General features: G+C 64.3%; 17 protein-coding genes. 12 read left to right on the forward strand and 5 right to left on the reverse strand.

Annotated elements, in window-relative coordinates:
* Positions 1 to 82: 82 nt before the first annotated feature.
* Positions 83 to 1,045 carry an RDD family protein gene (locus tag HMPREF3227_RS05195; RefSeq protein ID WP_066510876.1) on the forward strand — a complete coding sequence of 321 codons (963 nt, stop codon included), beginning with the start codon at positions 83 to 85 and terminating at the stop codon, positions 1,043 to 1,045.
* A gap of 48 nt (positions 1,046 to 1,093) precedes the next feature.
* On the opposite strand, the gene HMPREF3227_RS05200 is transcribed toward HMPREF3227_RS05195, so the two are convergent.
* Positions 1,094 to 2,461: a D-alanyl-D-alanine carboxypeptidase family protein gene (locus HMPREF3227_RS05200; protein ID WP_066511005.1), complete on the reverse strand. Its 1,368-nt coding sequence runs from the start codon at positions 2,459 to 2,461 to the stop codon at positions 1,094 to 1,096.
* 39 nt (positions 2,462 to 2,500) lie between these two features.
* Between HMPREF3227_RS05200 and HMPREF3227_RS05205 the strand changes: the two genes are divergently transcribed.
* From HMPREF3227_RS05205 to HMPREF3227_RS05215, 3 genes are all read left to right on the forward strand, one after another.
* On the forward strand, positions 2,501 to 3,511 hold the full coding sequence (locus HMPREF3227_RS05205; RefSeq protein ID WP_066511012.1) for an amidohydrolase family protein: 1,011 nt from the start codon (positions 2,501 to 2,503) through the stop codon (positions 3,509 to 3,511).
* Between the two features lie 126 nt (positions 3,512 to 3,637).
* The gene (locus HMPREF3227_RS05210; protein ID WP_156452972.1) at positions 3,638 to 4,147 is read left to right on the forward strand and encodes a hypothetical protein; all 510 of its coding nucleotides are present in this window, start codon (positions 3,638 to 3,640) and stop codon (positions 4,145 to 4,147) included.
* 2 nt (positions 4,148 to 4,149) lie between these two features.
* A complete protein-coding gene (locus HMPREF3227_RS05215; RefSeq protein WP_066510881.1) occupies positions 4,150 to 5,193 on the forward strand; it encodes an alpha/beta hydrolase in 1,044 nt (347 codons plus the stop codon).
* Between the two features lie 133 nt (positions 5,194 to 5,326).
* Here the strand turns inward: HMPREF3227_RS05215 and HMPREF3227_RS05220 are convergent, their stop codons facing one another.
* The 3 genes from HMPREF3227_RS05220 to HMPREF3227_RS13265 form a co-directional block, all read right to left on the reverse strand.
* Positions 5,327 to 6,565: a hypothetical protein gene (locus HMPREF3227_RS05220; RefSeq protein WP_066485038.1), complete on the reverse strand. Its 1,239-nt coding sequence runs from the start codon at positions 6,563 to 6,565 to the stop codon at positions 5,327 to 5,329.
* 106 nt (positions 6,566 to 6,671) lie between these two features.
* Positions 6,672 to 7,637, reverse strand: coding sequence for a C40 family peptidase (locus HMPREF3227_RS05225; protein ID WP_066510883.1), 966 nt, complete (start codon positions 7,635 to 7,637; stop codon positions 6,672 to 6,674).
* 4 nt (positions 7,638 to 7,641) lie between these two features.
* The gene (locus HMPREF3227_RS13265; protein ID WP_141628602.1) at positions 7,642 to 7,944 is read right to left on the reverse strand and encodes a transducer protein Htr23; all 303 of its coding nucleotides are present in this window, start codon (positions 7,942 to 7,944) and stop codon (positions 7,642 to 7,644) included.
* A 69-nt stretch (positions 7,945 to 8,013) separates the two neighbouring features.
* Here HMPREF3227_RS13265 and upp point away from each other — a divergent pair, with 69 nt between their 5' ends.
* The 4 genes from upp (at position 8,014) to HMPREF3227_RS05245 (ending at position 12,254) form a co-directional block, all read left to right on the forward strand.
* Positions 8,014 to 8,649 (forward strand): uracil phosphoribosyltransferase, encoded by a 636-nt coding sequence (gene upp / locus HMPREF3227_RS05230; RefSeq protein ID WP_066485047.1) that lies wholly within the window; start codon positions 8,014 to 8,016, stop codon positions 8,647 to 8,649.
* 136 nt (positions 8,650 to 8,785) lie between these two features.
* The gene (locus tag HMPREF3227_RS05235) at positions 8,786 to 9,178 is read left to right on the forward strand and encodes a helix-turn-helix domain-containing protein (protein WP_066485050.1); all 393 of its coding nucleotides are present in this window, start codon (positions 8,786 to 8,788) and stop codon (positions 9,176 to 9,178) included.
* A gap of 89 nt (positions 9,179 to 9,267) precedes the next feature.
* On the forward strand, positions 9,268 to 10,518 hold the full coding sequence (locus HMPREF3227_RS05240; RefSeq protein ID WP_082750271.1) for an amidohydrolase: 1,251 nt from the start codon (positions 9,268 to 9,270) through the stop codon (positions 10,516 to 10,518).
* 275 nt (positions 10,519 to 10,793) lie between these two features.
* Complete coding sequence (locus tag HMPREF3227_RS05245; RefSeq protein ID WP_369814866.1) at positions 10,794 to 12,254, forward strand: NAD(P)H-quinone dehydrogenase; 1,461 nt, start codon at positions 10,794 to 10,796, stop codon at positions 12,252 to 12,254.
* Between the two features lie 554 nt (positions 12,255 to 12,808).
* On the opposite strand, the gene HMPREF3227_RS05250 is transcribed toward HMPREF3227_RS05245, so the two are convergent.
* Positions 12,809 to 14,122 carry a short-chain fatty acyl-CoA regulator family protein gene (locus HMPREF3227_RS05250; RefSeq protein ID WP_066510885.1) on the reverse strand — a complete coding sequence of 438 codons (1,314 nt, stop codon included), beginning with the start codon at positions 14,120 to 14,122 and terminating at the stop codon, positions 12,809 to 12,811.
* Between the two features lie 221 nt (positions 14,123 to 14,343).
* Between HMPREF3227_RS05250 and HMPREF3227_RS05255 the strand changes: the two genes are divergently transcribed.
* The 4 genes from HMPREF3227_RS05255 (at position 14,344) to HMPREF3227_RS05270 (ending at position 21,889) form a co-directional block, all read left to right on the forward strand.
* Positions 14,344 to 15,867, forward strand: coding sequence for an MmgE/PrpD family protein (locus tag HMPREF3227_RS05255; RefSeq protein ID WP_066510888.1), 1,524 nt, complete (start codon positions 14,344 to 14,346; stop codon positions 15,865 to 15,867).
* Position 15,868: 1 nt separating this feature from the next.
* Entirely contained in the window at positions 15,869 to 16,798 is a 930-nt protein-coding gene (prpB, locus tag HMPREF3227_RS05260) for a methylisocitrate lyase (RefSeq protein WP_066485079.1), read from the forward strand.
* A 192-nt stretch (positions 16,799 to 16,990) separates the two neighbouring features.
* On the forward strand, positions 16,991 to 18,142 hold the full coding sequence (locus HMPREF3227_RS05265; RefSeq protein WP_066485081.1) for a bifunctional 2-methylcitrate synthase/citrate synthase: 1,152 nt from the start codon (positions 16,991 to 16,993) through the stop codon (positions 18,140 to 18,142).
* 315 nt (positions 18,143 to 18,457) lie between these two features.
* Positions 18,458 to 21,889 carry a pyruvate carboxylase gene (locus tag HMPREF3227_RS05270; protein WP_066485083.1) on the forward strand — a complete coding sequence of 1,144 codons (3,432 nt, stop codon included), beginning with the start codon at positions 18,458 to 18,460 and terminating at the stop codon, positions 21,887 to 21,889.
* Positions 21,890 to 21,957: the final 68 nt, after the last annotated feature.

The raw sequence follows: 21,957 nt of genomic DNA on the forward strand, positions 1-21,957 counted from the left end.
AGAGTCTCTGCGGCACCCCGCGCGGCGCTCTCGCAGCGCGATGGGGTGCGCAGTGCAGCAACGAAAGGATCCGTGAGCGTCCATGCATGCACCGAACCTCTACACCCACTTTGGTCTTGATCCGCAGGAGAACTCGACTGCTCTGGGCGTATTGCTTTCGGCGCGCGACGCGCGCCTGTCTCAGCAGGGCTATTCCACGTCGGCGGATACGCGGCGTGAGACGAATATCGGCTACGGCATCCTAGGCAACGACGAGGCCCGCGCGCTTTACGATGAAGCGCTCCGCGCTGGCCGTGGCGTCACGTGGGCGCAGTTGCAGTACCTCTGCGACTTTGGCACGTGGCCACAGGACTACACGGGGTGGACGGAACCCGACCACGACACTAACGCGCAGGCCGCCAGCGCCCCGCAGCCGCACCAGCACGCACAGCCGGGCCCTGCGCAGAACCCTTATGGCCAGTACGCCCAGCTCGATCAACCTGCGGTGAACCCGTACGGTTCTTCTCTTAACTTCGCACACACGCCGGGCGTGGGGCCGAATAACAACGTGCCCAGCCCCGCGCACCCAGTGTGGGGACAGCCCACCGGCGTCGTGGATTACGGCGCGGTCGCGCAACGCGCCACGCCCGGCACTCGCTGGGCAATGGGCATCGTGGACGGTTTCCTCGCCACGATGGTCGGCGGTGCGGTGCTTGCGCCGCTCAGCGTATTCGGCGACAGCGGAGACGCCATCGCTGCGCTCCTCTTCTTCGTCGTCTTCTCGGCGTACTTCATCCTCCCCGAGGTGCTCTGGGGCGGCAGCCCCATCAAGCTGGCGGCAGGCTACGAGGTGCGCGACGTCGACACGCACGAGCGGCTTAGCCCGCGACAGGCGATGAAACGAAACTGGTTCCGCCTCGTCAACATCGTGCCGGGACTCGGCCAGCTCGTCGGTTTCATTGGTGGACTCATCAGCGTCGGCACCATCTCGCCCGATAACGGCATGCTGGGTGCCCACGATCGCTTCGCTCATGCCGAAGTGGTCAAGCGTTCGTCGCGCCGCTAGACATACGAATGTTCATCCGGGAGCCGCGGCATGTGCGTGGGACAAAGGCTAGCGCTTGTGGTGGCGACCCGTCGTCCCGCGGAGCGTGAGCACCGCGGCGATAAGCGCGAAGAGCCCGACGAGGCCCACGATGAGCCAGCTCATCCACGGCTTGAGATCGTCGAGGACTGGGTCGTAGGCGTGTGCGCGCGCTGAGGTGGTGGGGGCATCGGAAGGCTCCGCGGCGTTGGGCGCCACAGGGTCCTGTGTGGCCGTCACCGTGGGGGTCGCGGAAGGATCCTCGGCGGGTGCCAGCGTGCCCACGCCCTGGCCGGGGCGGACGTCATAAGACTCGTGGAGCAGTTTTTGGGCCTGCTCCCACGCGCGGGGGCCGTGCTCCACGGTGGTATTGAGGATGATCGCCATGAGGCGACGGCCGCCGTGGTTGACGGCGCCGACGAAGGTATGGTGCGCGTCATCCGTGTATCCGGTTTTGCCGCCGATGCCCTCCGGATCGTTCATGAGCAGGCCGTTGTCGTTCCACAGCTCATAGCCGGGCAGGTCGCCGTAGCCGGGGAAGTCGACGTGATCCGTGTTGACCAGGCGCGCGAAGGTGGGGTTGCGGTACGCGGCCTGGTAGATGAGGCCTAGGTCGTAGGCCGAGGTGGACATGCCTGGCGCGTCGAGACCGGAGTAGCTCGCGGCGACGGTGTCGGTGGTGCCCAGCTCGTGGGCCTTCTTATTGACCTTGTCGAGGGTCGCCTTATCGCCGCCCAGGGCTTGGGCGAGCGCGTGCGCGGCATCGTTGCCTGAGGCCATGACGAGGCCTTGAAGAAGTTGCTCGATGGTGTAGACACCGCCCTCGCCAATGCCCACGGCGGAGCCGTCCGCGTTCGCGTCCTCCGCGGTGGCGGTGTATTTCTGGTTGAGGTCGAGTTCCTCGATGGCGACGAGTGCGAGGAGCACCTTGATGATGGACGCCGGGCGGTAACGCCCGTGCGGATCCTTCATCGCGATGATCTCGCCTGAGTCAACGTCTGCGACGAGGAACGCCGCGGCAAGGACGTCCTTGTCCACCGTGAAACCCTTCGGCGCTTTCACGCCGCAGTCGCTGGTCTGCGTAGCCGGCAGGGGAGTGGGCGCAGGTTGGCCCGGCGCGAGACGCTCCGAGGTCGTCACCGGCTCTGGCGGCACGAGGGACTGCGGACACGTATCCGTGTTGGGTGCCTCCGTGCGGTAGGTCGGGGTGACGGACTCTTCTGTGGCGTCGCCTTCCTCGCCCGCCTGGTCGCCAGCGGGGCCGCCTGCGGGGTCGCCTGGGGCCGGTGCCGTGGCGGCAGGATCCTCCTGCGCACGGGCGGGGGCGGGGCTGAGGACTGGGGCGCTGAGCGCCGCGGAACACACCGCGGCGAGCGACAGGGTGGCGAGCTTTTTCATGACGTGAAACATCTTAGGCGCCCGCCTACGATGGTGGGCATGCATGACGCACCTTTGATTAGCCCGGAAAATAAGGACTCGGACCGCGACACCTTCGCTGGCCTGCCGAAAGTCACCCTCCAAGAGCATGTGCCTTCCGATGCCGCCACTCCCGCAGACCTCACGGCGGCCACGGCCGCCGCGGTGGCGGCGTTGGCCGCCGATAATGTCGTCTACGCGGAGCTGCGTCTCCATGCGGAGACTTATCCTTTCAGCGCGCAGGAGGCTGTCGATGCCGCGCTTGCCGGGCTCGATCACGCGGGGATCGACGCCCGCCTCGTGATCATGGGCTTGCGTGGGTCCACCACCCTGCAGGAGTTGGCCGCGCTAACCGTCGCCGCCGCACGCAAGGACAAGGCTGACCGCGGCACCGAGGGCGCCCGCGTCGCCGGCTTTGCTCTGGGCAGCGATGTGGCGCAGCCCTTACCGGATTTGGACGCGCTCGTTGCCACCCTGCGCAGGGGCTTCCTTCCTTTCGAGCTTCACGCTGACGGCGAGCTCGACGATGTTGCTGCGGGCGTGCAGGCGGGCGTGAACCGTCTCTCCCACGCGACGGCGCTGGTAGATGACTTCACCGCGAACCTTGACGGCATCGCTCCGGGCGAGGTCTCCGGCTGGGTGTGCGACCGACGCATCCCGGTGACCTTTAGCCCCGCGGTAGAAATCATGCGCGGCCAACTCGAGGAGTTGTCCGATCACCCCTTGCCGCTTCTGCAGCAGCTGGGCTTTACGTGCACTATCTCTGCCGGACTGCCGGAGGTGGGCACGCTCACCGACCAGTTCGTCGCGCTCAACGAGACGTTTAGCTACGGTCTCGAGGAGTTCTTCGACCTCACCGTCAAGGCCGTGGAGAACGCCTTCGCTCCGCAGGTCGTGCGTGAGAAGCTCCTGGAGACGACCATCCTGCCGGCCTACGAGGAACTCGGCGACCCCGAATTCGCCGAGGACGCTCTCTTCCGCGGCGAGGACGCGGACGGTGCTAGCGACCACGATCACGGTCATACGCACTAGCCCGATGTCTCGCGCCCGGCACGCTTCCTGAAGACGGCCTGCCAGGAACCGACGAACACGCTGTTCAATGCGCCAGTGGCGCCGCGGTGGGGTGCCATCGCGCGGTGACGCGTGTTCAATGGGGGTATGTCTTCAGCGTCAAACACTGCGTCTTCGGTGCTTATCATCCTGCCTGCCGAGGCGGACTTTGATGCCGCTGCCTTCGTCGACGCGCACCGTACTGCGAAGGCGGCTGGGCACTATGTTGTACTTGCCACACCGGGCGGGGCACAGCCACAGGTAGACGAGACCGAGCTCCAATCCTTGGGCCCTGACGCGGCGACGCGGGTGCGCGGCTATCTGGAGGAGTGCACCCTCGCGTTGCTGAGCCCCCGCGCGCTGCACACCGTGGACGAGGCCTCCTTTGCCCAGGTGATTATCCTGGGCGAGCCCGCCGTGGGGCAGGAGATTCACCGCTTCGCCGCCACGCGCCGCGCTGCGCGACGACCACTCACGGTTCTGGGCGGTGAACGCGCCACGACCGCGCAGCCCCCTGGCTCCACAGAATCCGCGACACCGGCGGCGCCGGATGCGCCTGATGCCGACGTCGTTTCCCTCGATGCCGTGCGCCGTTGCCGCACCCACACGAAAGAATAGTGATGTCCCTTACCTGTTCCCGCTTCGCCTCCCGCGCCCTCGTCAGTGCCGGGGTCCTTGGCGCGCTCGGCGCAGCCGCCGCTCTGGTGCCGCAATGGCGGGCTGACCGCAGCGCTGTCTCGCCGACGCTGCGCACGCCCGCGACGTGGTTCCCGTTTACGAATGTGCCAGGCGCTGTGGCCATGGCCATCGCGCGCCTGGGCCGCCGCGCCGTCATGGCGCAGCCCACCGGCGACGATGTGCAGGCCTCCCGCCTGCGTGTGCAGTCACCCGAGGGCGTGTCCTGCGACGTACACGTGCTAGTTCCGGACTCTGTGGATGCCGCGGCGGATGCACCCGACTGGGGCGACATACCGGTCATGGTGTGGACGCACGGTGGTGGACATTTGGTCGGTGCGCCGGAGATGTATGACACTCGCAACGCGGCCATCGCGCGAGCGCTGGGCGCCATCATCGTGGCACCGTATTACCCCAAGGCCCCGGCGAATCCCTTCCCGGCGGACTTTGACGTCTGCTACGCGGCGCTGCGCTGGGCACAGGAACGCACCTCCGGCCCCGTGGCGGTGTGTGGCGATAGCGCCGGCGGCGGACTAGCCGCAGGCCTTGCACAACGCGCGTTCGATGAGGGCCATCCCATTGTCTTCAACGGGCTGGTCTATCCCATGCTCGACCACCGCACGGGACAGCGCCCCGTCGAGGGCGGGCGCGGGCACTTTGTCTGGACGGCTAACTTCAACCGTGCGGCGTGGGCTGCGTACCTCGGCGCTGATCACCTTGAGAGGGAGCCGGAACCCTATGCGTCCCCCGTCGAGCGCGGCGACTTTACCGGCATGCCGCCGACGTGGATTTCCATCGGCACGCTCGATCTCTTCTACGACGAGTCGCGTGCCTACGCGGACAAGCTGCGGGAGGCGGGCGTTCCCGTCGACTTCGTGGAGGTTCCCGGTGCCTACCATGGCTTTGACGCGCTCGCGCCGAAGTCACCGGAGACTGCCCAGCTCACCGCAAACCTCATCGCGGCGCTGCGGCCGTACCTGCTTCCCTAAAGCGCGGAGGAGAACATGTAGTCGCACAGCAAACGCCCGCTGCCCACGTCGATGACGTGGGGCAGCGGGCGTTCGGTGTTCGCACGGCGCCGGGGTGACCGACGCAGTGCTCTAGCAGCGGTTATCGTGCTGTTTAGAACTTGGAGAAGCGCTTGATGAGCATCTCTTCCAGGCTGCGCCAAGCGGAGGAATGATCGCTGTATGGCTTGGACGGCACGTAACCAGCATGCTCCGTGGAGCCGAGCATATAACCCAGGTAGTCCTGGAAGCGCGGGTTCGCCAACATGAAGGAGTTAATCGAGTCGTCGCCGGCCCAGTCTGCGGCGTCCGCGCAGATTTCGTAGGCACGAGCGAGCTGGTCGTTGTCCACGGCCTCCGGACCTTGCTCGATGTCGCGCACGAGGTTGTTAAACGTGTACTGGTTGTCCGGGTGAACCTGGACCTCAAGCTCGCCGGCGTTGGCGGCGGTGATGATGTCCTCCCACGTGGACACATGGGCGAGGTCATGGTCATCGTTTTCCATGATCCAGCGCACGAGCTGCTTCGGGGTGGGGAAGGAGTAAATCTCGCCCCATTTGCCCAGGAAGACCGGGCGCTCGCCCAGATAGGTGCGCAGCGTGTAGACGGTCTTACGGTCGATGGTGATCTTCACCGGGTCGATACCAGCGGCGGCCCACACCGACTTGTCGTACGGATCCGCGGCGGCGGCTTCGGCCTTGCGGGCTTCCTCGTCCTCTTGACGCTTCTTGGCCGCGGCAGCGGTGGCGGCGGAGATACGCGCGGCGGCGTCGGTCACCTTATCCTCACTGAAGTCCGTGGTGGGAACGACCTTGACGTGCTTGTCGAGGTCTTCGATGATCTCTTTCCAGTTGGTGAGGATGACGCGGCCCACGCCGGACCACTCGCGCAGGCCTTCATCGCCCGTGTAGTGCTCAGAGCCGCGCACCGTGTTGCGCAGGATGGAGTGCGTGGCGAAGAAGATGGTGGTGTGCTCGGCACCCGCGACCGAGGCGAGAGCCTCGGCGACCTCCAAGTCACGTGCGACGGTGGACACGGCCTCGTGGCCGGGGCGCTCCGCCAGCTTGGCAGGCATGCCGATGAGGTCGTAGTCATCGCGCGGCGCGACGGAGACGCGGTTCGCGGGCCGCGAGTTGAAAGCTTCCCAGTTGGGGTGATCCAGCAAGTCGTGACGCTGGCCTGACTCCAAGAACGTCAGCAGCTCGGCCTCGGTGCGGAAGAGGAGGATCGACTCATCATCGCCCAAGAAGGCTTGCCACTCCGTGCCGTTCTGGCGCCACTTCGGGGCCCACAGGGTATAAAAGTCGCCCTCAGTCAGCGAGAGCTTAATCGGTACGATTGCGCGGGTGCTCATAAAAGCTCAGTCTACCCAACCGTGCGCGACGGATGCGCACGCGATCGCACTAGAGCAGAAGCGGCTTGTACCCATGCCGAGGCTGCGCCCATAAACTTCGGTGGAATTAGCCGGTCGGTCGCCAAAAGCCCTTAAACGCCATGCCCATGTTGGTGGTGCGCAGCGGGTTGGTCTGGACGGGGCTTCCGGCCTCGACGATCTGGCCGTCACCGGCATACATGGCCACGTGGCCGTCCCAGACGACGAGGTCCCCGGGCTGGAGCTCTGCGGCGGTGACTTGGCGGCCTACCGTTTGCTGCTCGGCAAGGCGCGGCAATTCGATGCCCGCCTGGCGCCACGCCCATTGCGTCAATCCGGAGCAGTCGTAGCCACCGGCGCCGGTCCCGCCCCAGGTATACGGAGTGCCGATTTGCGACAGCGCCGCGTTGACGGCGGCCTGACCTTGCGCGGAACTGCTGGAGCTGCTGGTGGCCGGACGTGCACTGCTGCCAGCGGTGGTGTCTTCCAGCGCAGCGGGGCGAATCTCGGGCGCGGCGGAGGGCGCGGGCGCGCCGGGAAGTGCACGGGACTGCTCCGACTTGAGCGAGTCTTTGGCGACGTGGCCTTCCTCGCTTACGGCCGAGGCGACGGCGCGACCGGCTATCTCTAGAAGGGGACGGGCGAGCGGAATGAGCTCATGGACGAGTTGCATAATGCGCTGCCCGGCCTCCGCGAGGCCACGCATGGCCAGCCCTTGCAGGGCGGCGCGGGCAGCCATCTGTGCAGCCGGATTGGGAATGAGCAAGCCCAGCGCCATGGGTACCGCCTCTTGGAGAAGTCGCAGGCCCAAGGCGAAGAGGTCACGAATGCACCCAAAAGCGAGTTGGCGGGCCTCGCGCTGCAGCTTTTCAATCTGCGCCGAGTCCGCTCGTAGCGAGTCCACGGCACGCAGGATCTTCTCTGGTGTGCCATCCGTGATGCGGGCCAGTTCGTGCACGCTCGAGACATCCGGCATGCGTGGCGTGGGGACGGCGGGAAGCTCGGCGGGACGCAGCGCCGAAATCTGGCGAATGGCGTCCATGATGACCATCATGAGCTCATCCCTCCGTTCCTGGACGTGGGGCGACGTTCTCGTTGGCGAAAGCCGCAGCGCCATCGCTGTCCACGGTGAGTGCTGCGTGCGTTGTCACGACGGCGACTTCTGCGAGATGTGCCAAGTCGGAGCGCATCATTTCGTCACGCGCGGCAACATTGTGAAACGCTGCGGTGAGCGCCGAACAGAAGTCACTGAGGCAGCCGCCCGGCAGTGAGGGCAGTGCCAAAGGTTGGGGTAGCGACTGTTGATCGAGGTCACGGGCAAGAGAGCGGGTTACTTCGGGGTCCAAGGTAAAAGTGTTCATGCCTCATTGGACTGTGCTGCGCGCCGAAAGGTTCCCACAAAATTTAAAAAAGCTTTTAGAGTAGGGGGCATGGATATCCACGTTGTAGACCACCCACTGGCTGCCTCCCGCCTCACGCTCATGCGCGACGCGCGCAGCGATAACGCCGCCTTCCGCGCTGCTTTGAAAGACTTGGGCACCATGCTCGTCTACGAAGCCGCGCGCGACCTGCCCGTTGAGCACTTTGACTGCGTGACCCCCGTGGACACCGCGCAAGGCACGCGCCTGCAAGACCCGCCGATCATCGTTCCCATCATCCGCGCTGGCCTGGGCATGATTGACCCCGCCTTGTCCATGATTCCGGATGCACAGGTTGGTTTCATCGGCATGGCCCGCGACGAGGAAACGCACGAGCCGGTGCCGTATCTCGAGGCGCTGCCGGAAGATCTGTCAGGCCGTACGGTCTTCGTTGTGGATCCCATGCTTGCCACGGGTGGTTCGCTGCTCCACGCCCTGCGTCTGCTTGCCGCGCGTGGTGCGACGAATATCACGGCTATTTGCATGGTCTCGGCACAGGAAGGCGTGGATGCACTGGCCAACTCCGGTCTGCCGGTCCGTCTCGTGACCGCCGTCATCGACCCTTCGCTCGACGAAGACGCGTACATCGTGCCGGGGTTGGGCGACGCTGGCGACCGCCTCTACGGACCACGCAATATTGACCTTTAAGCCGCAAGCAGCGGCCGCTGAGCTGCGGTGACGTAAGTGTTTCGCCGCAGCGGTGGCGCGTTCGTGGCCGTCGTTTTAGAATCCCGGGGTAGAAAGCCCGCGCTGGGGTGCGCGGGTCCGACTACTCGGGGGACACATGACTTTCGCTGTCGAACGACTCATGTGGTCAAGCTATGGCCACGGCTTTTCCATCACGCTCCAAGCACTGCGCGAGGGCAGGAAGATCTCGCAGCAAGCGCTCGCAGACATCACGGGCTTATCGCGCAACCAGATTTCGAACCTAGAGCGAAACGATCATTACGGGGAGGGGCTCGCGGACCCACGCTTGTCCACCATCTATAAGCTGGCGCTCGGGCTTGAAGTCCCGCCGGCATCGTTGCTGCCTGGTGCGGCGCGCATGGTGGAGGAAATCTGCGCGCTGGATGGAGAGGATGACTGGACGCTCCTCGTGAAGCCGGAACACATCGCACCGTTTCCATCGGATTACGTGAATCGCCGGCGTTTTAGCGGGAAGTGGGCTTTCGAATAGCCCGGGGTTGGCCGCATTAAAACCGGGCCAGATTTTCTGTACCGCTTGGTCTAGTCTAGACTCGTTGGGAAAGACCCAGGAGGTACCTCATGAACGCTCGACCGAGCTCGCATTACGCTCACGCGGATACGTCGATTGACGTCTTCGGCGAGGGGCCGGGCGATGTCTCGCGTTTCGTGGCGGCCTGGTTCGATGCGCACCGCGCCGAGGTCATCGGCTGGCGCCGCCACATTCACCGCCACCCAGAGACGTCGAATAACGAAGTCGAGACCACGCGCTACATCGCGAAGATTCTGGAGGAGTGGGGCGTGGAGCCGCACCTGTTCCCAGAGACCGGTCTCATGGCCGACCTGGGCCCGGACAGCGAGCAGGGCCGTCTGGCCTTCCGTGCGGATATCGACGCACTGCCCATCCAAGAGGTCACGGGGCTGGAGTTTACGTCGCTGAATAAAGGAGTCTCCCATTCCTGCGGGCATGACGTCCACACCACGGTCGTGCTGGGGCTCACCTGCGCGCTGAAGGAATACGACGAGCAGCACGGTCTGCCTGTCGGCGTGCGCGCTATCTTCCAGCCGGCGGAGGAGACGTGGGCCGGAGGCGCCACGGACGTCGTGTCCTGGGGTGCGCTCGAGGGCGTGCATTCCATCTTCGCTGTGCACGCCGAGCCCAAGCTGCGCGTGGGGCGCATCGGCGTGCGCGCAGGGGCGATCACCTCGGCCACCGACGTGGTCGAGCTTGAGGTGAAGGGACCGGGCGGACACACGTCACGCCCACACCTGTCGGCCGACGTTATCTTTGCCCTCGCCAAGGTCGTCACGGATCTGCCCGGGTTGCTCTCGCGCCGGGTGGATCCGCGCACCGGCACCGTGCTCGTGTTCGGCCAGATCAACTCCGGTTTTGCACCTAATGCTATGCCGGAGACGGGCACGCTCACCGGCACCATGCGCACGGCGGACATCACCGTGTGGCGCGGCATGCAAAAGCTTTTCAGCGAACTTGTCCAACAGGTCCTCGCTCCCCTCGGCGTGGAGTACGACCTGCAGTATCATCGCGGCGTGCCGCCGGTGCTCAACGACGACGTGGCGACGGCCGCGCTCACCGCGGCGGCCGCGGCCATCGATCCGCAGTGCGTGGCCCAGGCCCCGCAGTCTTCGGGCGGCGAGGATTTCTCGTGGTACCTCGAGCATGTCCCAGGCTCCATGGCGCGCCTGGGCTGCTGGTCTGGCGAGGGCGAGCAGTATGACCTGCATATGGGCGATCTCATCGTGGACGAGCGCGCCCTCGGTGTGGGCATTAAGCTCTTCGGATCCGTCGTCGATCAATTCGCGGCAGCAGAGTAAACCGCTCCACGGAACTGGCGGTCGAAGCTCAGCCGCGTTACCCAGCGTGCGGGAGGTGACCTGCGGGCACTACACTGTGGGATGAGTGTGCCTGCCTCACGGTGGTCGTATAATGCGCATGCGTTTCCACGTTCGGAAGCGCGGCGGAGATCTGTGCGTCCGTGGCGGAGGCAAAGCACCAAGGCATTACCGGCGAGGACCAGGTTGATACTGGAGTTAGCCGCATTCCCCATGACGTGTTTGACGTGAGATCTCATAAGGAGCGAGAAATAAAAGTGACCCAGGATAAGGCTGCTGCTCAGACTGCCCAGGTGACCGAAGACACCCCGCGCATTGTCATCATCGGCGGTGGCCCCGCCGGGTACGAGGCCGCAACGGCCGGCGCCAAGTACGGCGCCCACATCACGCTCATTGAGGAGCAGGGGCCCGGTGGTTCCTCCGTGCTCCTCGACTGCGTTCCGTCTAAGTCCTTCATCGCCGGCGCGAACATTCAGACGGACTTCCGCCGTGCAGATGCGATGGGGCTTAACGATCAGCTCAGCTCGCTGCAGCTGAAGCTCGATGCTCTTAACGAGCGCGTCCAAGCACTGGCTGCGAAGCAGTCCGCGGACGTGCGGGCGGGCCTGGAGAAGATCGGCGTGAAGGTTATCGACGGCCGCGCGAAGTTCTCTGAGGACCAGACCGGCGTGCGCGGCACGCACCACCTCGTCGACGTTACGCGTGCTGACGGCACCGAGGAGCAGCTCGAGGCGGACCTCGTCCTCGTTGCTACGGGCGCCACCCCGCGCATCCTGCCGGGCGCACAGCCGGACGGCGAGCGCATCCTTACCTGGCAGCAGGTCTATGACCTCAAGGAGGAGCCGGAGCACCTCATCGTCGTCGGATCCGGCGTCACCGGTGCCGAGTTCGTTTCCGCCTTCGCCGAGATGGGCGTCAAGGTCACCATGGTCGCTTCCCGCGACCGCATTCTGCCGCATGATGACGCCGATGCCGCAGATGTGCTCGAGACCGTCCTCGCCGAGCGCGGCGTGGAGCTGGAGAAGAATTGCCGCGTGGAGTCTGTCGCGCGCACCGAGGACGGCAACGTCGTGGTGAAGACCCAGGACGGCCGCGAGATCCATGGCTCCCACGTCATCATGTCCATCGGCTCCGTCCCGAACACCAAGGACCTGGGCCTCGAGCACGTGGGCGTCCACACCCAGAAGTCCGGCCACATCAAGGTCGACCGCGTCTCGCGCACCAACGTCGCCGGCATCTACGCGGCGGGCGATTGCTCGGATCTCTTCCCGCTCGCCTCCGTCGCCGCCATGCAGGGCCGCATCGCCATGTACCACGCGCTGGGCGAGGGCGTGTCCCCGCTGCGCCTGAAGACCGTGGCCACCGCTGTGTTCACCCGCCCGGAGATCGCCGCCGTGGGCTTCACTCAGGCCGAGATTGAGGCTGGCGAGGTTTCCGCGCGCACCATCATGATGCCGCTCAACACCAACCCGCGCGCGAAGATGCGCTCCCTTAACCACGGCTTTGTCAAGCTCTTCTGCCGCGCCACCTCCGGCCGCGTCATCGGCGGCGTCATCGTCGCGCCGACCGCCTCGGAGCTCATTCTGCCCGTCGCCGTTGCCGTGACCAACCAGCTCACGGTCAACCAGCTCGCAGACTCGTTTGCGGTCTACCCATCGTTGTCGGGCACCATCACGGAGGCGGCTCGCCGCCTCGTTGCGCACGACGATCTGTCCTAAGTTTTCGTTTCAGAACAAGGGACTATAACGACGTGGAGCTCGGCAGGGTTTGCCTTGCCCGAGCTTCTCGTCGTTGCTTTCGCAGGCCTTAGCGTCTTCACGAACTAATTCTGAACGCTCATCGGATGGTTGGTGTCCACCGTGGCTATCCCCGGTGTGGCATGACAGCCGCAGCACGCAGGAGCTTTCCGATGCCCCCGCGCCCGGCTCGTCCCTAGCCTCCAGCGCCGCCGCGGCCGCGCTTCACCGTGCGCGGTCGTGGAGCTTTCTCTTCGCGGCGAGCGCCATGAGGCATATGAGAAGAAGCGAGACACTCGTAGGGCCACACCCTGCGCATTCCTGCGCAGGGCACGGGTGGAGAGGACTCGAGAGGAGAGGTGTTCCGAACGAGGCCCGGCCTCCGGGAAAGGGAAAGAGACCGGATGCCCTCTCGCGCGGAACACAGGTAGTTTCTCGCGCACAGGTGACATGGAGGCTCGGGGCCTAGAACGCTCGTGCGAGCGGAAAGAAAAGGGGGCATCGGCAAGCTGGTGCAAGGGTGCCGAGCCTGCGCCTTAAATGGTGTCGTACGCCTGGTCCGCTGTCGTATTGAGATTGAGGCGGATGGTGCGGCCCAGCTGCGGGAAGGCGCGCTGCGGGCAGTCGGTACGCGGGCAAGCGAGACAGCCGGGGCCGATAGGCGTGGCGGCGGAGGGGGAGAGGTTCAGGGCGTCCGCGTAAACAAGGCGATCGGCCTGCGTGATGTCGCAGCCAAGCCCCACTACGAACTCCTTGCGCGGGGTGCCGAAGGATTTGGCGGGACCCTGGACGTGCCGGGCAATCCAGAGGTAGGTGTGGCCATCGGGCATGGAGGCGACCTGGCGGGTGATGCGGTTGGGGGTCTCGAAGGCGCGGTGGACGACCCAGAGCGGGCACGTGCCGCCGGAGCGGGCGAAGTGGAAACTCGTGGAGGACTGGCGTTTGGAGATATTGCCGGCGCGGTCTGTGCGAATGAAGGAGAAGGGCACACCCGTGTTGCCGGGGCGCTGAAGGGTGGACAGGCGCTGGGCAGTGGTCTCGAATCCGGTGCCGAAGTCACCGGCGAGCATGTCGATGTCGTAGCGGGATTCCTCCGCCTTGGCGAGGAACTCGTTATATGGCATGGTCACCGCGGCGCCGAAGTACTGGCCGAGGCCCAGCCTGCCGATGTCGCGCGCGACGCCTTCGGGCAACTCGGAGACGAGGTTGTCGCAGAGGTCTTGATAGGCGAGAAGGCAATACTGCAAGGACATCTCAAAGACCAGCTGCGCTTCGGTGAGGCCGCCGCGCAGATTGAGCTCGCGGCGGACCGGATCGAATTCGCGGCGAGGGCCGGTGCGGCCAAAGCGCACCGAGACGCCGAGTTCCTCTTCGAGGAGCGAGGCAAGGCGAGCCCGACGGAAAACGCGCTGGCCAAGCTGGCCGGCGAGTTCCTCCGCGAGAACATCGAGTTCATGGATGTAGTTGTGCGCGTTATAGAAAAACTCGCGGACGGCTTCGAAGGGGCCTTCTTGCTCGCGGGGGACGAGGGCGGCGGCGCGGGTGAGTCCCGGCATGAGCTCAGGAAACCGGCCGGCGAGGTCTGCCAATGTGTCTTCTTCCGCGCCGGGGAAGAGGAGGCGCAGCTCCGTGATGGCATGCAAATCTTTTTCTGTGGAGAAGTAGCTGGGGTCCACATTAAAGCGCTGCGATAGCTGCATGAGCACGGTCACAGTGAGTGGCCGTTGGTCGTTTTCGAGCTGGTTGAGGTAGCTCGTGGATAGCCCCAAAGTCTTGGCCATGGCGACTTGCGTCAGCCCGCGTTGCTTGCGGAGCGCGTGGATTCGTGCCCCCGCGTAGTGCTTGCTCATGGATGGTGCTCCTTCAGATCTGCGTCCTGGCTGCGAGTTTTACAGCTTTTACAGAGTATGCATAATAATGCCACAAATTTACGCAAAGGTCACTTGTGGCCTAGGGCACGTCGAAAAAAGTAATGTGATTGCTATCGCAACAACGCGGTGCCACAGTGCGTCGCTCGCTTTCCTTGCGATGCACTCCACGCTTCCACACTTAAAAAGGAGTTTAAATTCCGGTGATTAATCACGAAGTACGCACCCACAAGTCCGCCGAGGATTTCCCGATTGAGGAGCACCTCGCCTACAAGATCGCCAAGGTTGCCGCAGACAAGGTCGAGGTTCCGGCCGACACCAAGGACATGATCATCAACCGCATCATCGACAACGCCTCCGTTGCTATGGCGTCCGTCGTCCGCGGCCCGGTCACCTCCGCCCGCGTCATGGCTCAGTCGCATCCTCATTCTTCGGATGCGAGCGGCAACGGGTCCACCGTCTTCGGTGTTGATGGTAAGTACTCCGCCGAGTGGGCCGCACTCGCCAACGGCACCGCCGTCCGCGAGCTCGACTACCACGACACCTTCCTCGCCGCCGAGTACTCCCACCCGGGCGACAACATCCCGCCGATCCTTGCCGTCGCACAGCACAAGGGCCTCACCGGCAAGGACCTCATCCGCGGTATCGCTACCGGCTACGAGATCCAGGTCGACCTCGTCAAGGGCATGTGCCTTCACGAGTGGAAGATTGACCACGTCGCTCACCTCGGCCCGTCCGTCGCCGCTGGTATCGGTACCATGCTGAACCTCGATGTCGACACCATCTACCAGGCCATCGGCCAGGCTCTCCACACCACCACCGCGACCCGCCAGTCCCGCAAGGGCCTGATTTCCTCCTGGAAGGCCTCCGCTCCGGCATTCGCCGGCAAGATGGCCATCGAGGCTGTCGACCGCGCGATGCGCGGCGAGGGCGCCCCGGCTCCCATCTGGGAAGGTGAGGACGGCTTCATCGCATGGATGCTGCACTCCCCGGAGCGCACCTACACCATCCCGCTGCCGGCCGAGGGCGAAGAAAAGCGCGCCATCCTCGACACCTACACCAAGGAGCACTCCGCGGAGTACCAGGCACAGGCCCAGATCGACATGGCCTTCGCGCTGAAGAAGCGCCTCGCCGAGGAGGGCCGCGACCTGGCGGACATCGAGTCCATCGTCCTCCACACCTCGCACCACACCCATTACGTCATCGGTACCGGTGCGAACGACCCGCAGAAGATGGACCCGGGCGCATCGCGCGAGACGCTCGACCACTCCATCATGTACATCTTCGCCGTTGCCCTCGAGGACGGCGACTGGGACTACGAGCACTCCTACTCCGACGAGCGCAAGCACCGCCCGGAGACCATCGAGCTGTGGCACAAGATCTCCACCGTCGAGGATCCTGAGTGGACCCGCCGCTACCACTCCAACGACCTTTCCGAGAAGGCGTTCGGCGGCAAGGCCGTCATCACCTTCAAGGACGGCACCGTTATCGAGGACGAGCGCGCCGTCGCTGATGCTCACCCGCTCGGCGCCCGTCCGTTCGGCCGCGAGGAGTACATCAACAAGTTCAAGAAGCTGGCCGCAGGCAAGGTCTCCGAGGAAGAGCAGGAGCGCTTCCTCGCCGCCGTCCAGGACCTCGAGAACCTCACCGACCTGAACGAGCTCAACGTCCATGTCACCCCGGACCACCTCGCGAAGGCCCCCAAGAAGCCGGAAGGAATTTTCTAACATGGCTGGACTGTTTGGTTCTACCAAGACCAACGCCGAGAAGCGCGCGGAGTTCCGCGCCTCCCTGGAGGGGCCGGGTTTGACCCGCCTCCCGGGTGCCTTCAACCCGCTCACCGCGCGTCTTATCCAGGACATCGGCGGCTTCGAAGGCGTCTACATCTCGGGCGCCGTCCTCGCTAACGACCTGGGCCTGCCGGACATCGGCCTCACCACTCTCACTGAGGTCGCCCACCGCTCCGGCCAGATTGCTCGCGCCACCGACCTGCCGGTCCTCGTCGACGCTGACACCGGCTTCGGTGAGCCGATGTCCTCGGCTCGCACGGTGGTGGCCCTTGAGGACGCTGGCCTCGCCGGCATGCACCTTGAGGACCAGGTCAACCCGAAGCGCTGTGGCCACCTCGACGGCAAGGAAGTTGTCCCGACCGACCTCATGGTCCGCCGCATCTCCGCCGCGGTCAACGAGCGCCGCGACCCCAACTTCATCATCTGCGCCCGTACGGACGCCGCCGGCATCCACGGCATCGACGACGCCATCGAACGCGCTAAGGCCTACGCCGACGCTGGAGCCGACATGATCTTCACCGAGGCCCTCTATTCCAAGGAAGACTTCGAGAAGTTCCGCGCCGCTGTCGATACCCCGCTCCTGGCGAACATGACGGAGTTCGGCAAGACCGAGCTGCTGTCCGCCAAGGAAATCGAGGATTTGGGCTACAACGCTGTCATCTGGCCGGTGTCCACCTTCCGTGTCGCCATGGGCGCCACCGAAGAGTTCCTCCGCTTCATGGAGAAAGAGGGCAACCAGACCGAGTGGCTCGAGCGCATGCAGCACCGTTCTCGCCTGTACGAACTTGTTCGCTACAACGAGTACAACGCTTTCGACCAGGCGGTGTTCACCTACTCCAAGGACTCCTACAAGCCGACCTTCGAGTAAAACCCCGGCTCCTGCCGACCGGCGCTTCGCCGGTATGACGAGCTACTGCGTTCGAAGCGCGGAACCCCGTGCCTCGAGCGCACAGCGGCGAACCTTCTTGGAACGTCGTTCCTTCAATCCAAGTAAAAGAACCGCGCCACGGTTCGTGGCGTCTTTCGTCCCACACACTTTTCCAAGCACAAGGAGAACACAATGTCTGAGAACACCCCCGAAATCCGCAAGGGCCTGTACGGCGTCGTCGTTGACGAGACCGCCGTCTCCAAGGTCGTCCCGGAGACCAACTCCCTGACCTACCGTGGTTACCCCGTTCAGGAGCTGGCACGCTACTGCTCCTTCGAAGAGGTTGCCTACCTTTTGTGGAACGGCGAGCTTCCGACTCAGGAGGAGCTCATCCGCTTCTCTGCACGTGAGAAGGCTCTGCGCCACCTGGACCGCCACCTTATCGACCTCATCATGTCGATGCCGCTGTCCTGCCACCCGATGGACGTCCTGCGCACCGCCATCTCCTTCATCGGCGCTCAGGATCCGGAGGCCTACACCAAGAACTCCGAGCACATCCGTCGTACCGCTCTCGAGCTGATGGCCAAGATCCCGACCATCATCGCGCTCGACATCCGCCGTCGCCGCGGTGAAGGCTACATCCAGCCGTCGCGTAAGAAGGGCTTTGCCGAGAACTTCCTGTGGATGGTCTTCGGTGAGGAAGAGGGCTCCCCGGCCAACTCCCGCGCCGACATCGAGGCCTTCGACAAGTCGCTCATCCTCTACGCTGAGCACTCCTTCAACGCCTCCACCTTCACCGCGCGCGTCATCACCTCCACGATGTCCGACACCTACTCCGCAGTCGTCGGTGCTATCGGCGCCCTCAAGGGCCCGCTGCACGGTGGTGCGAACGAGGCCGTCATGCACAACTTCATTGAGGTTGGCGACCCGGCGAAGACCGAAGAGTGGACCCTCAACAAGCTCAAGAACAAGGAGCTCGTGATGGGCTTCGGTCACCGCGTCTACAAGAACGGTGACTCCCGCGTTCCGACCATGGAGGCCGCTTTCCGCGAGCTGGCCAAGGAGCACGGCCAGGAGCAGTGGGTGGAGATGTACGAAATCATGGCAAAGACCATGTACGACAACACCTCCATCAAGATTCAGCCGAACCTCGATTTCCCGACGGGCCCGGCGTACCACATCCTGGGCTTCGACATCGAGTTCTTCACCCCGATCTTCGTGATGTCCCGTATCACCGGTTGGACCGCACACATCGTGGAGCAGAACGAGAACAACTCGCTCATCCGCCCGCTGTCTGCCTACAACGGTGAGGCTCAGCGCTCCGTTCCGCCGAAGCAGTTCTAATCGCCGTCTGTGGCGCCGGGGTATTCCTGGCGTCACCCCGGAGGGAACGACGTTTCCTATGACCTATCTGTGACGGAACCCCTACACTCCTCCGTTGCCCCTGAATTTCCCCGGCCGGCGCCAGACTTTATACGTCGGGCGTCCGGCCTTCGGGACGTTTTACCCCCCTTTAGTACCAATAGTGTGGGATCGTGTTCGCATCGTGCATCACGCACTACTAATCTGAGATGTGGATCACCCGTGCTGGCATTAGTTTTCTGAACTACCTCGTAGCAACGTGAACCAATGACCACAATCCGAAAGGAACTTACTGCAGTGTCTGCCACCGCGTTACCGACGTTCAACAAGGTGCTTGTAGCCAACCGCGGCGAAATTGCTGTCCGTGCTTTCCGTGCCGCTTTCGAAATTGGCGCGAAGACCGTTGCAATTTACCCACGTGAGGATCGCAACTCCTTCCACCGTGCATTCGCCAACGAAGCCGTTCGCATTGGCGCCGAGGGTGCCCCGGTGAAGGCGTACCTCGACATTGATGAGGTGATTCGTGCCGCCAAGAAGTCGGGCGCGGATGCCATCTATCCGGGTTACGGCTTCCTCTCTGAGCGCGCCGACCTTGCCCGTGCCTGCAATGAGGCCGGAATCAAGTTCATTGGCCCTACTCCGGAGACCCTGGACCTCACCGGCGATAAGGCCGCTGCGGTGCACGCCGCTCAGGAGGCGGGCCTGCCGACCTTGAAGGACTCCGAGCCATCCACTGACGTGGACAAGCTCGTCGAGTACTCCAAGGACTTCACCTACCCGCTCTTCGTCAAGGCAGTCGCCGGCGGCGGCGGACGCGGCATGCGCTTCATCGAGAACGAGTCTGAGCTGCGCGAGAAGTGCGCTGAGGCCTCCCGCGAGGCCGAGGCTGCCTTCGGCGACGGCCACGTCTACCTTGAGACCGCGGTCATCAAGCCGCAGCACATCGAGGTCCAGATCCTCGCCGATAGCCAGGGCAACGTCATCCACCTCTTCGAGCGTGACTGCTCCGTGCAGCGTCGTCACCAGAAGGTCGTGGAAATTGCTCCGGCTCCGACGCTGGATCCGGAACTGCGTGACCGCATCTGTGCGGACGCTGTGAAGTTCTGCCAGCACATCAACTACGAGGGCGCTGGCACCGTCGAGTTCCTCGTGGACGAGCGCGGCAACCACGTCTTCATCGAGATGAACCCCCGTGTCCAGGTCGAGCACACCGTTACCGAGGAAATCACCGGTGTCGACATCGTGAAGTCGCAGATGCACATCGCTGCGGGCGCGTCCCTCGAGCAGCTTGGTCTGCACCAGGAGGATATCCACATCACCGGCGCGGCCCTGCAGTGCCGTATTACGACTGAAGACCCGAACAACGGTTTCCGCCCGGATACCGGCACCCTGACCACGTACCGCTCCCCGGGCGGCGCGGGCGTGCGTCTCGATGGCGCGACTGCCGTCGGCGCCGAGATTTCCCCGAACTTCGACTCCCTGCTGGTGAAGATGACCTGCCGTGGCGTCACTTTCAAGCAGGCTGTCGCCCGTGCACAGCGCGCCCTCAACGAGTTCACCGTCGCCGGCGTTGCCACCAACATCGGCTTCCTGCGCGCCCTGTTGCGCGAGCCGGACTTCACCGAGACCCGCGTCGACACCAGCTTTATCGCGTCCCACCCGGACCTGCTCAAGGCTCCGCCGGCTGTGGACGAGTCCGGCCGTATCATCGACTACATCGCGGACGTCACCGTGAACAAGCCGAATGGCACGCGTCCGACCGCGCTTCGTCCGTTCGACAAGCTCCCAGAATTCGATCGCAACTCTGAGCTGCCGCGTGGTTCTCGTGACGATCTGCTTGAGCTGGGTCCGAAGGCTTGGGCAGAAAAGATCCGCAATCAGCAGGCTCTCGGCGTTACGGACACGACGTTCCGTGACGCGCACCAGTCGCTGCTCGCCACCCGTGTGCGCGGTACTGACCTCGTCTCTGCCGCGGAGGCCGTGGCCCGCATGACCCCGTCCCTCTACTCGGTGGAGGCGTGGGGCGGAGCGACCTATGATGTCGCGATGCGCTTCCTCAAGGAGGACCCGTGGGTTCGCCTTGATCTGCTGCGTGAGGCCATGCCGAACCAGAATATTCAGATGTTGCTGCGCGGCCGCAATACGGTTGGCTACTCGCCGTACTCGGACAAGGTGTGCCACGCCTTCGTGGACGAAGCCGCCAAGTCTGGCGTCGATATCTTCCGTATCTTCGACGCCCTCAACGACGTAAGCCAGATGCGTCCGGCTATCGAGGCTGTCCTTGAGAACGACAAGTCCGTGGCTGAGGTTGCCATGGCGTACTCCGGCGATATGTGCTCTCCGAATGAGAAGCTCTACACGCTGGATTACTACCTCAAGCTCGCCGAGGAAATCGTGGGCACGGGTGCACACGTGCTGGCTATCAAGGACATGGCGGGCCTGCTGCGTCCGGAGTCTGCCTCCAAGCTGGTCATGGCACTGCGCAAGGAATTCGACCTGCCGGTGCACGTCCACACCCACGACACTGCGGGTGGCCAGATGGCGACCTACTACGCGGCGGCGCTGTCCGGTGCCGATGTCGTCGACGGTGCCTCCGCTCCGTTGGCCGGTACCACGTCGCAGCCGTCCCTGTCTGCTATTGTCGCGGCATTCTCCAACTCCGCGCGCGACACTGGCCTCGACCTCAAGGCCGTCTCCGATCTGGAGCCGTACTGGGAGGCCGTCCGCCAGCTCTACAAGCCGTTCGAGAAGGGTATTCCTGGCCCGACTGGCCGCGTGTACCGCCACGAGATCCCGGGTGGTCAGCTGTCCAACCTGCGCGCTCAGGCGACTGCTCTGGGCCTCGAGGACCGCTTCGAGGTCATCGAGGACACCTACGCCGCCGTCAACGAGATGCTCGGCCGTCCGACCAAGGTCACCCCGTCTTCCAAGGTCGTGGGCGACCTCGCCCTGCAGCTTGTGGGTGCTGGCGTGGACCCGGCCGAGTTTGAGGCCAACCCGTCCAAGTACGACATCCCGGATTCCGTCATCGCGTTCCTGCGCGGCGAGCTCGGTACCCCTCCGGGCGGCTGGCCGGAGCTGCGCGACCGTGTCCTCGAAGGCCGTACGCCGGGCGAGGTGACCGTCAAGGAGGTGCCCGCTGAAGAGCAGCCGCACCTTGACTCCGATAACTCGCAGGAACGCCGTGACTCCCTCAACCGCCTGCTCTTCCCGAAGCAGTTTGAGGAGTTCAACGAATTCCGTCGTAAGTACGGAAACACGGAGGCCCTCACGGACACGGTGTTCCTCTACGGTCTGGAAGAAGGCCACGAGTACGTGGTTCACTACTTCGCTGACGGATCCAACGACCGTGCTGACCTCAAGCCGATTACTGTGCGCCTCGATGCGCTCGGCGAAGCCGACGAGAAGGGTATGCGCAACGTTGTCCTGACGGTCAACGGTCAGATTCGCCCGATGAAGGTCCGCGACAATAACGTCGAATCCACCGTCGCCACCGTCGAGAAGGCCGACCCGAGCAACGAGGGCCACGTGGCCGCTCCGTTCGCTGGTGTGGTCAACCCGACCGTTTCTGCGGGCGACGAGGTCAAGGCCGGTGACCAGGTTGCAGTTATTGAGGCCATGAAGATGGAAGCCTCCATCTCCGCGACCAAGGATGGCGTCATCGAGCGTGTCGCCATTGGCAAGGCCACCAAGGTAGAGGGCGGCGACCTCATCGCTGTCATCAAGTAACACCAGGTAGCTCACCCAGCGTACAGCCCACCGAACCTGCAGGTTCGGTGGGCTTTCGTCATGGCGCA

The organism is Corynebacterium sp. CMW7794, from assembly GCF_001563605.1.
Lineage (GTDB): Bacteria > Actinomycetota > Actinomycetes > Mycobacteriales > Mycobacteriaceae > Corynebacterium > Corynebacterium phoceense.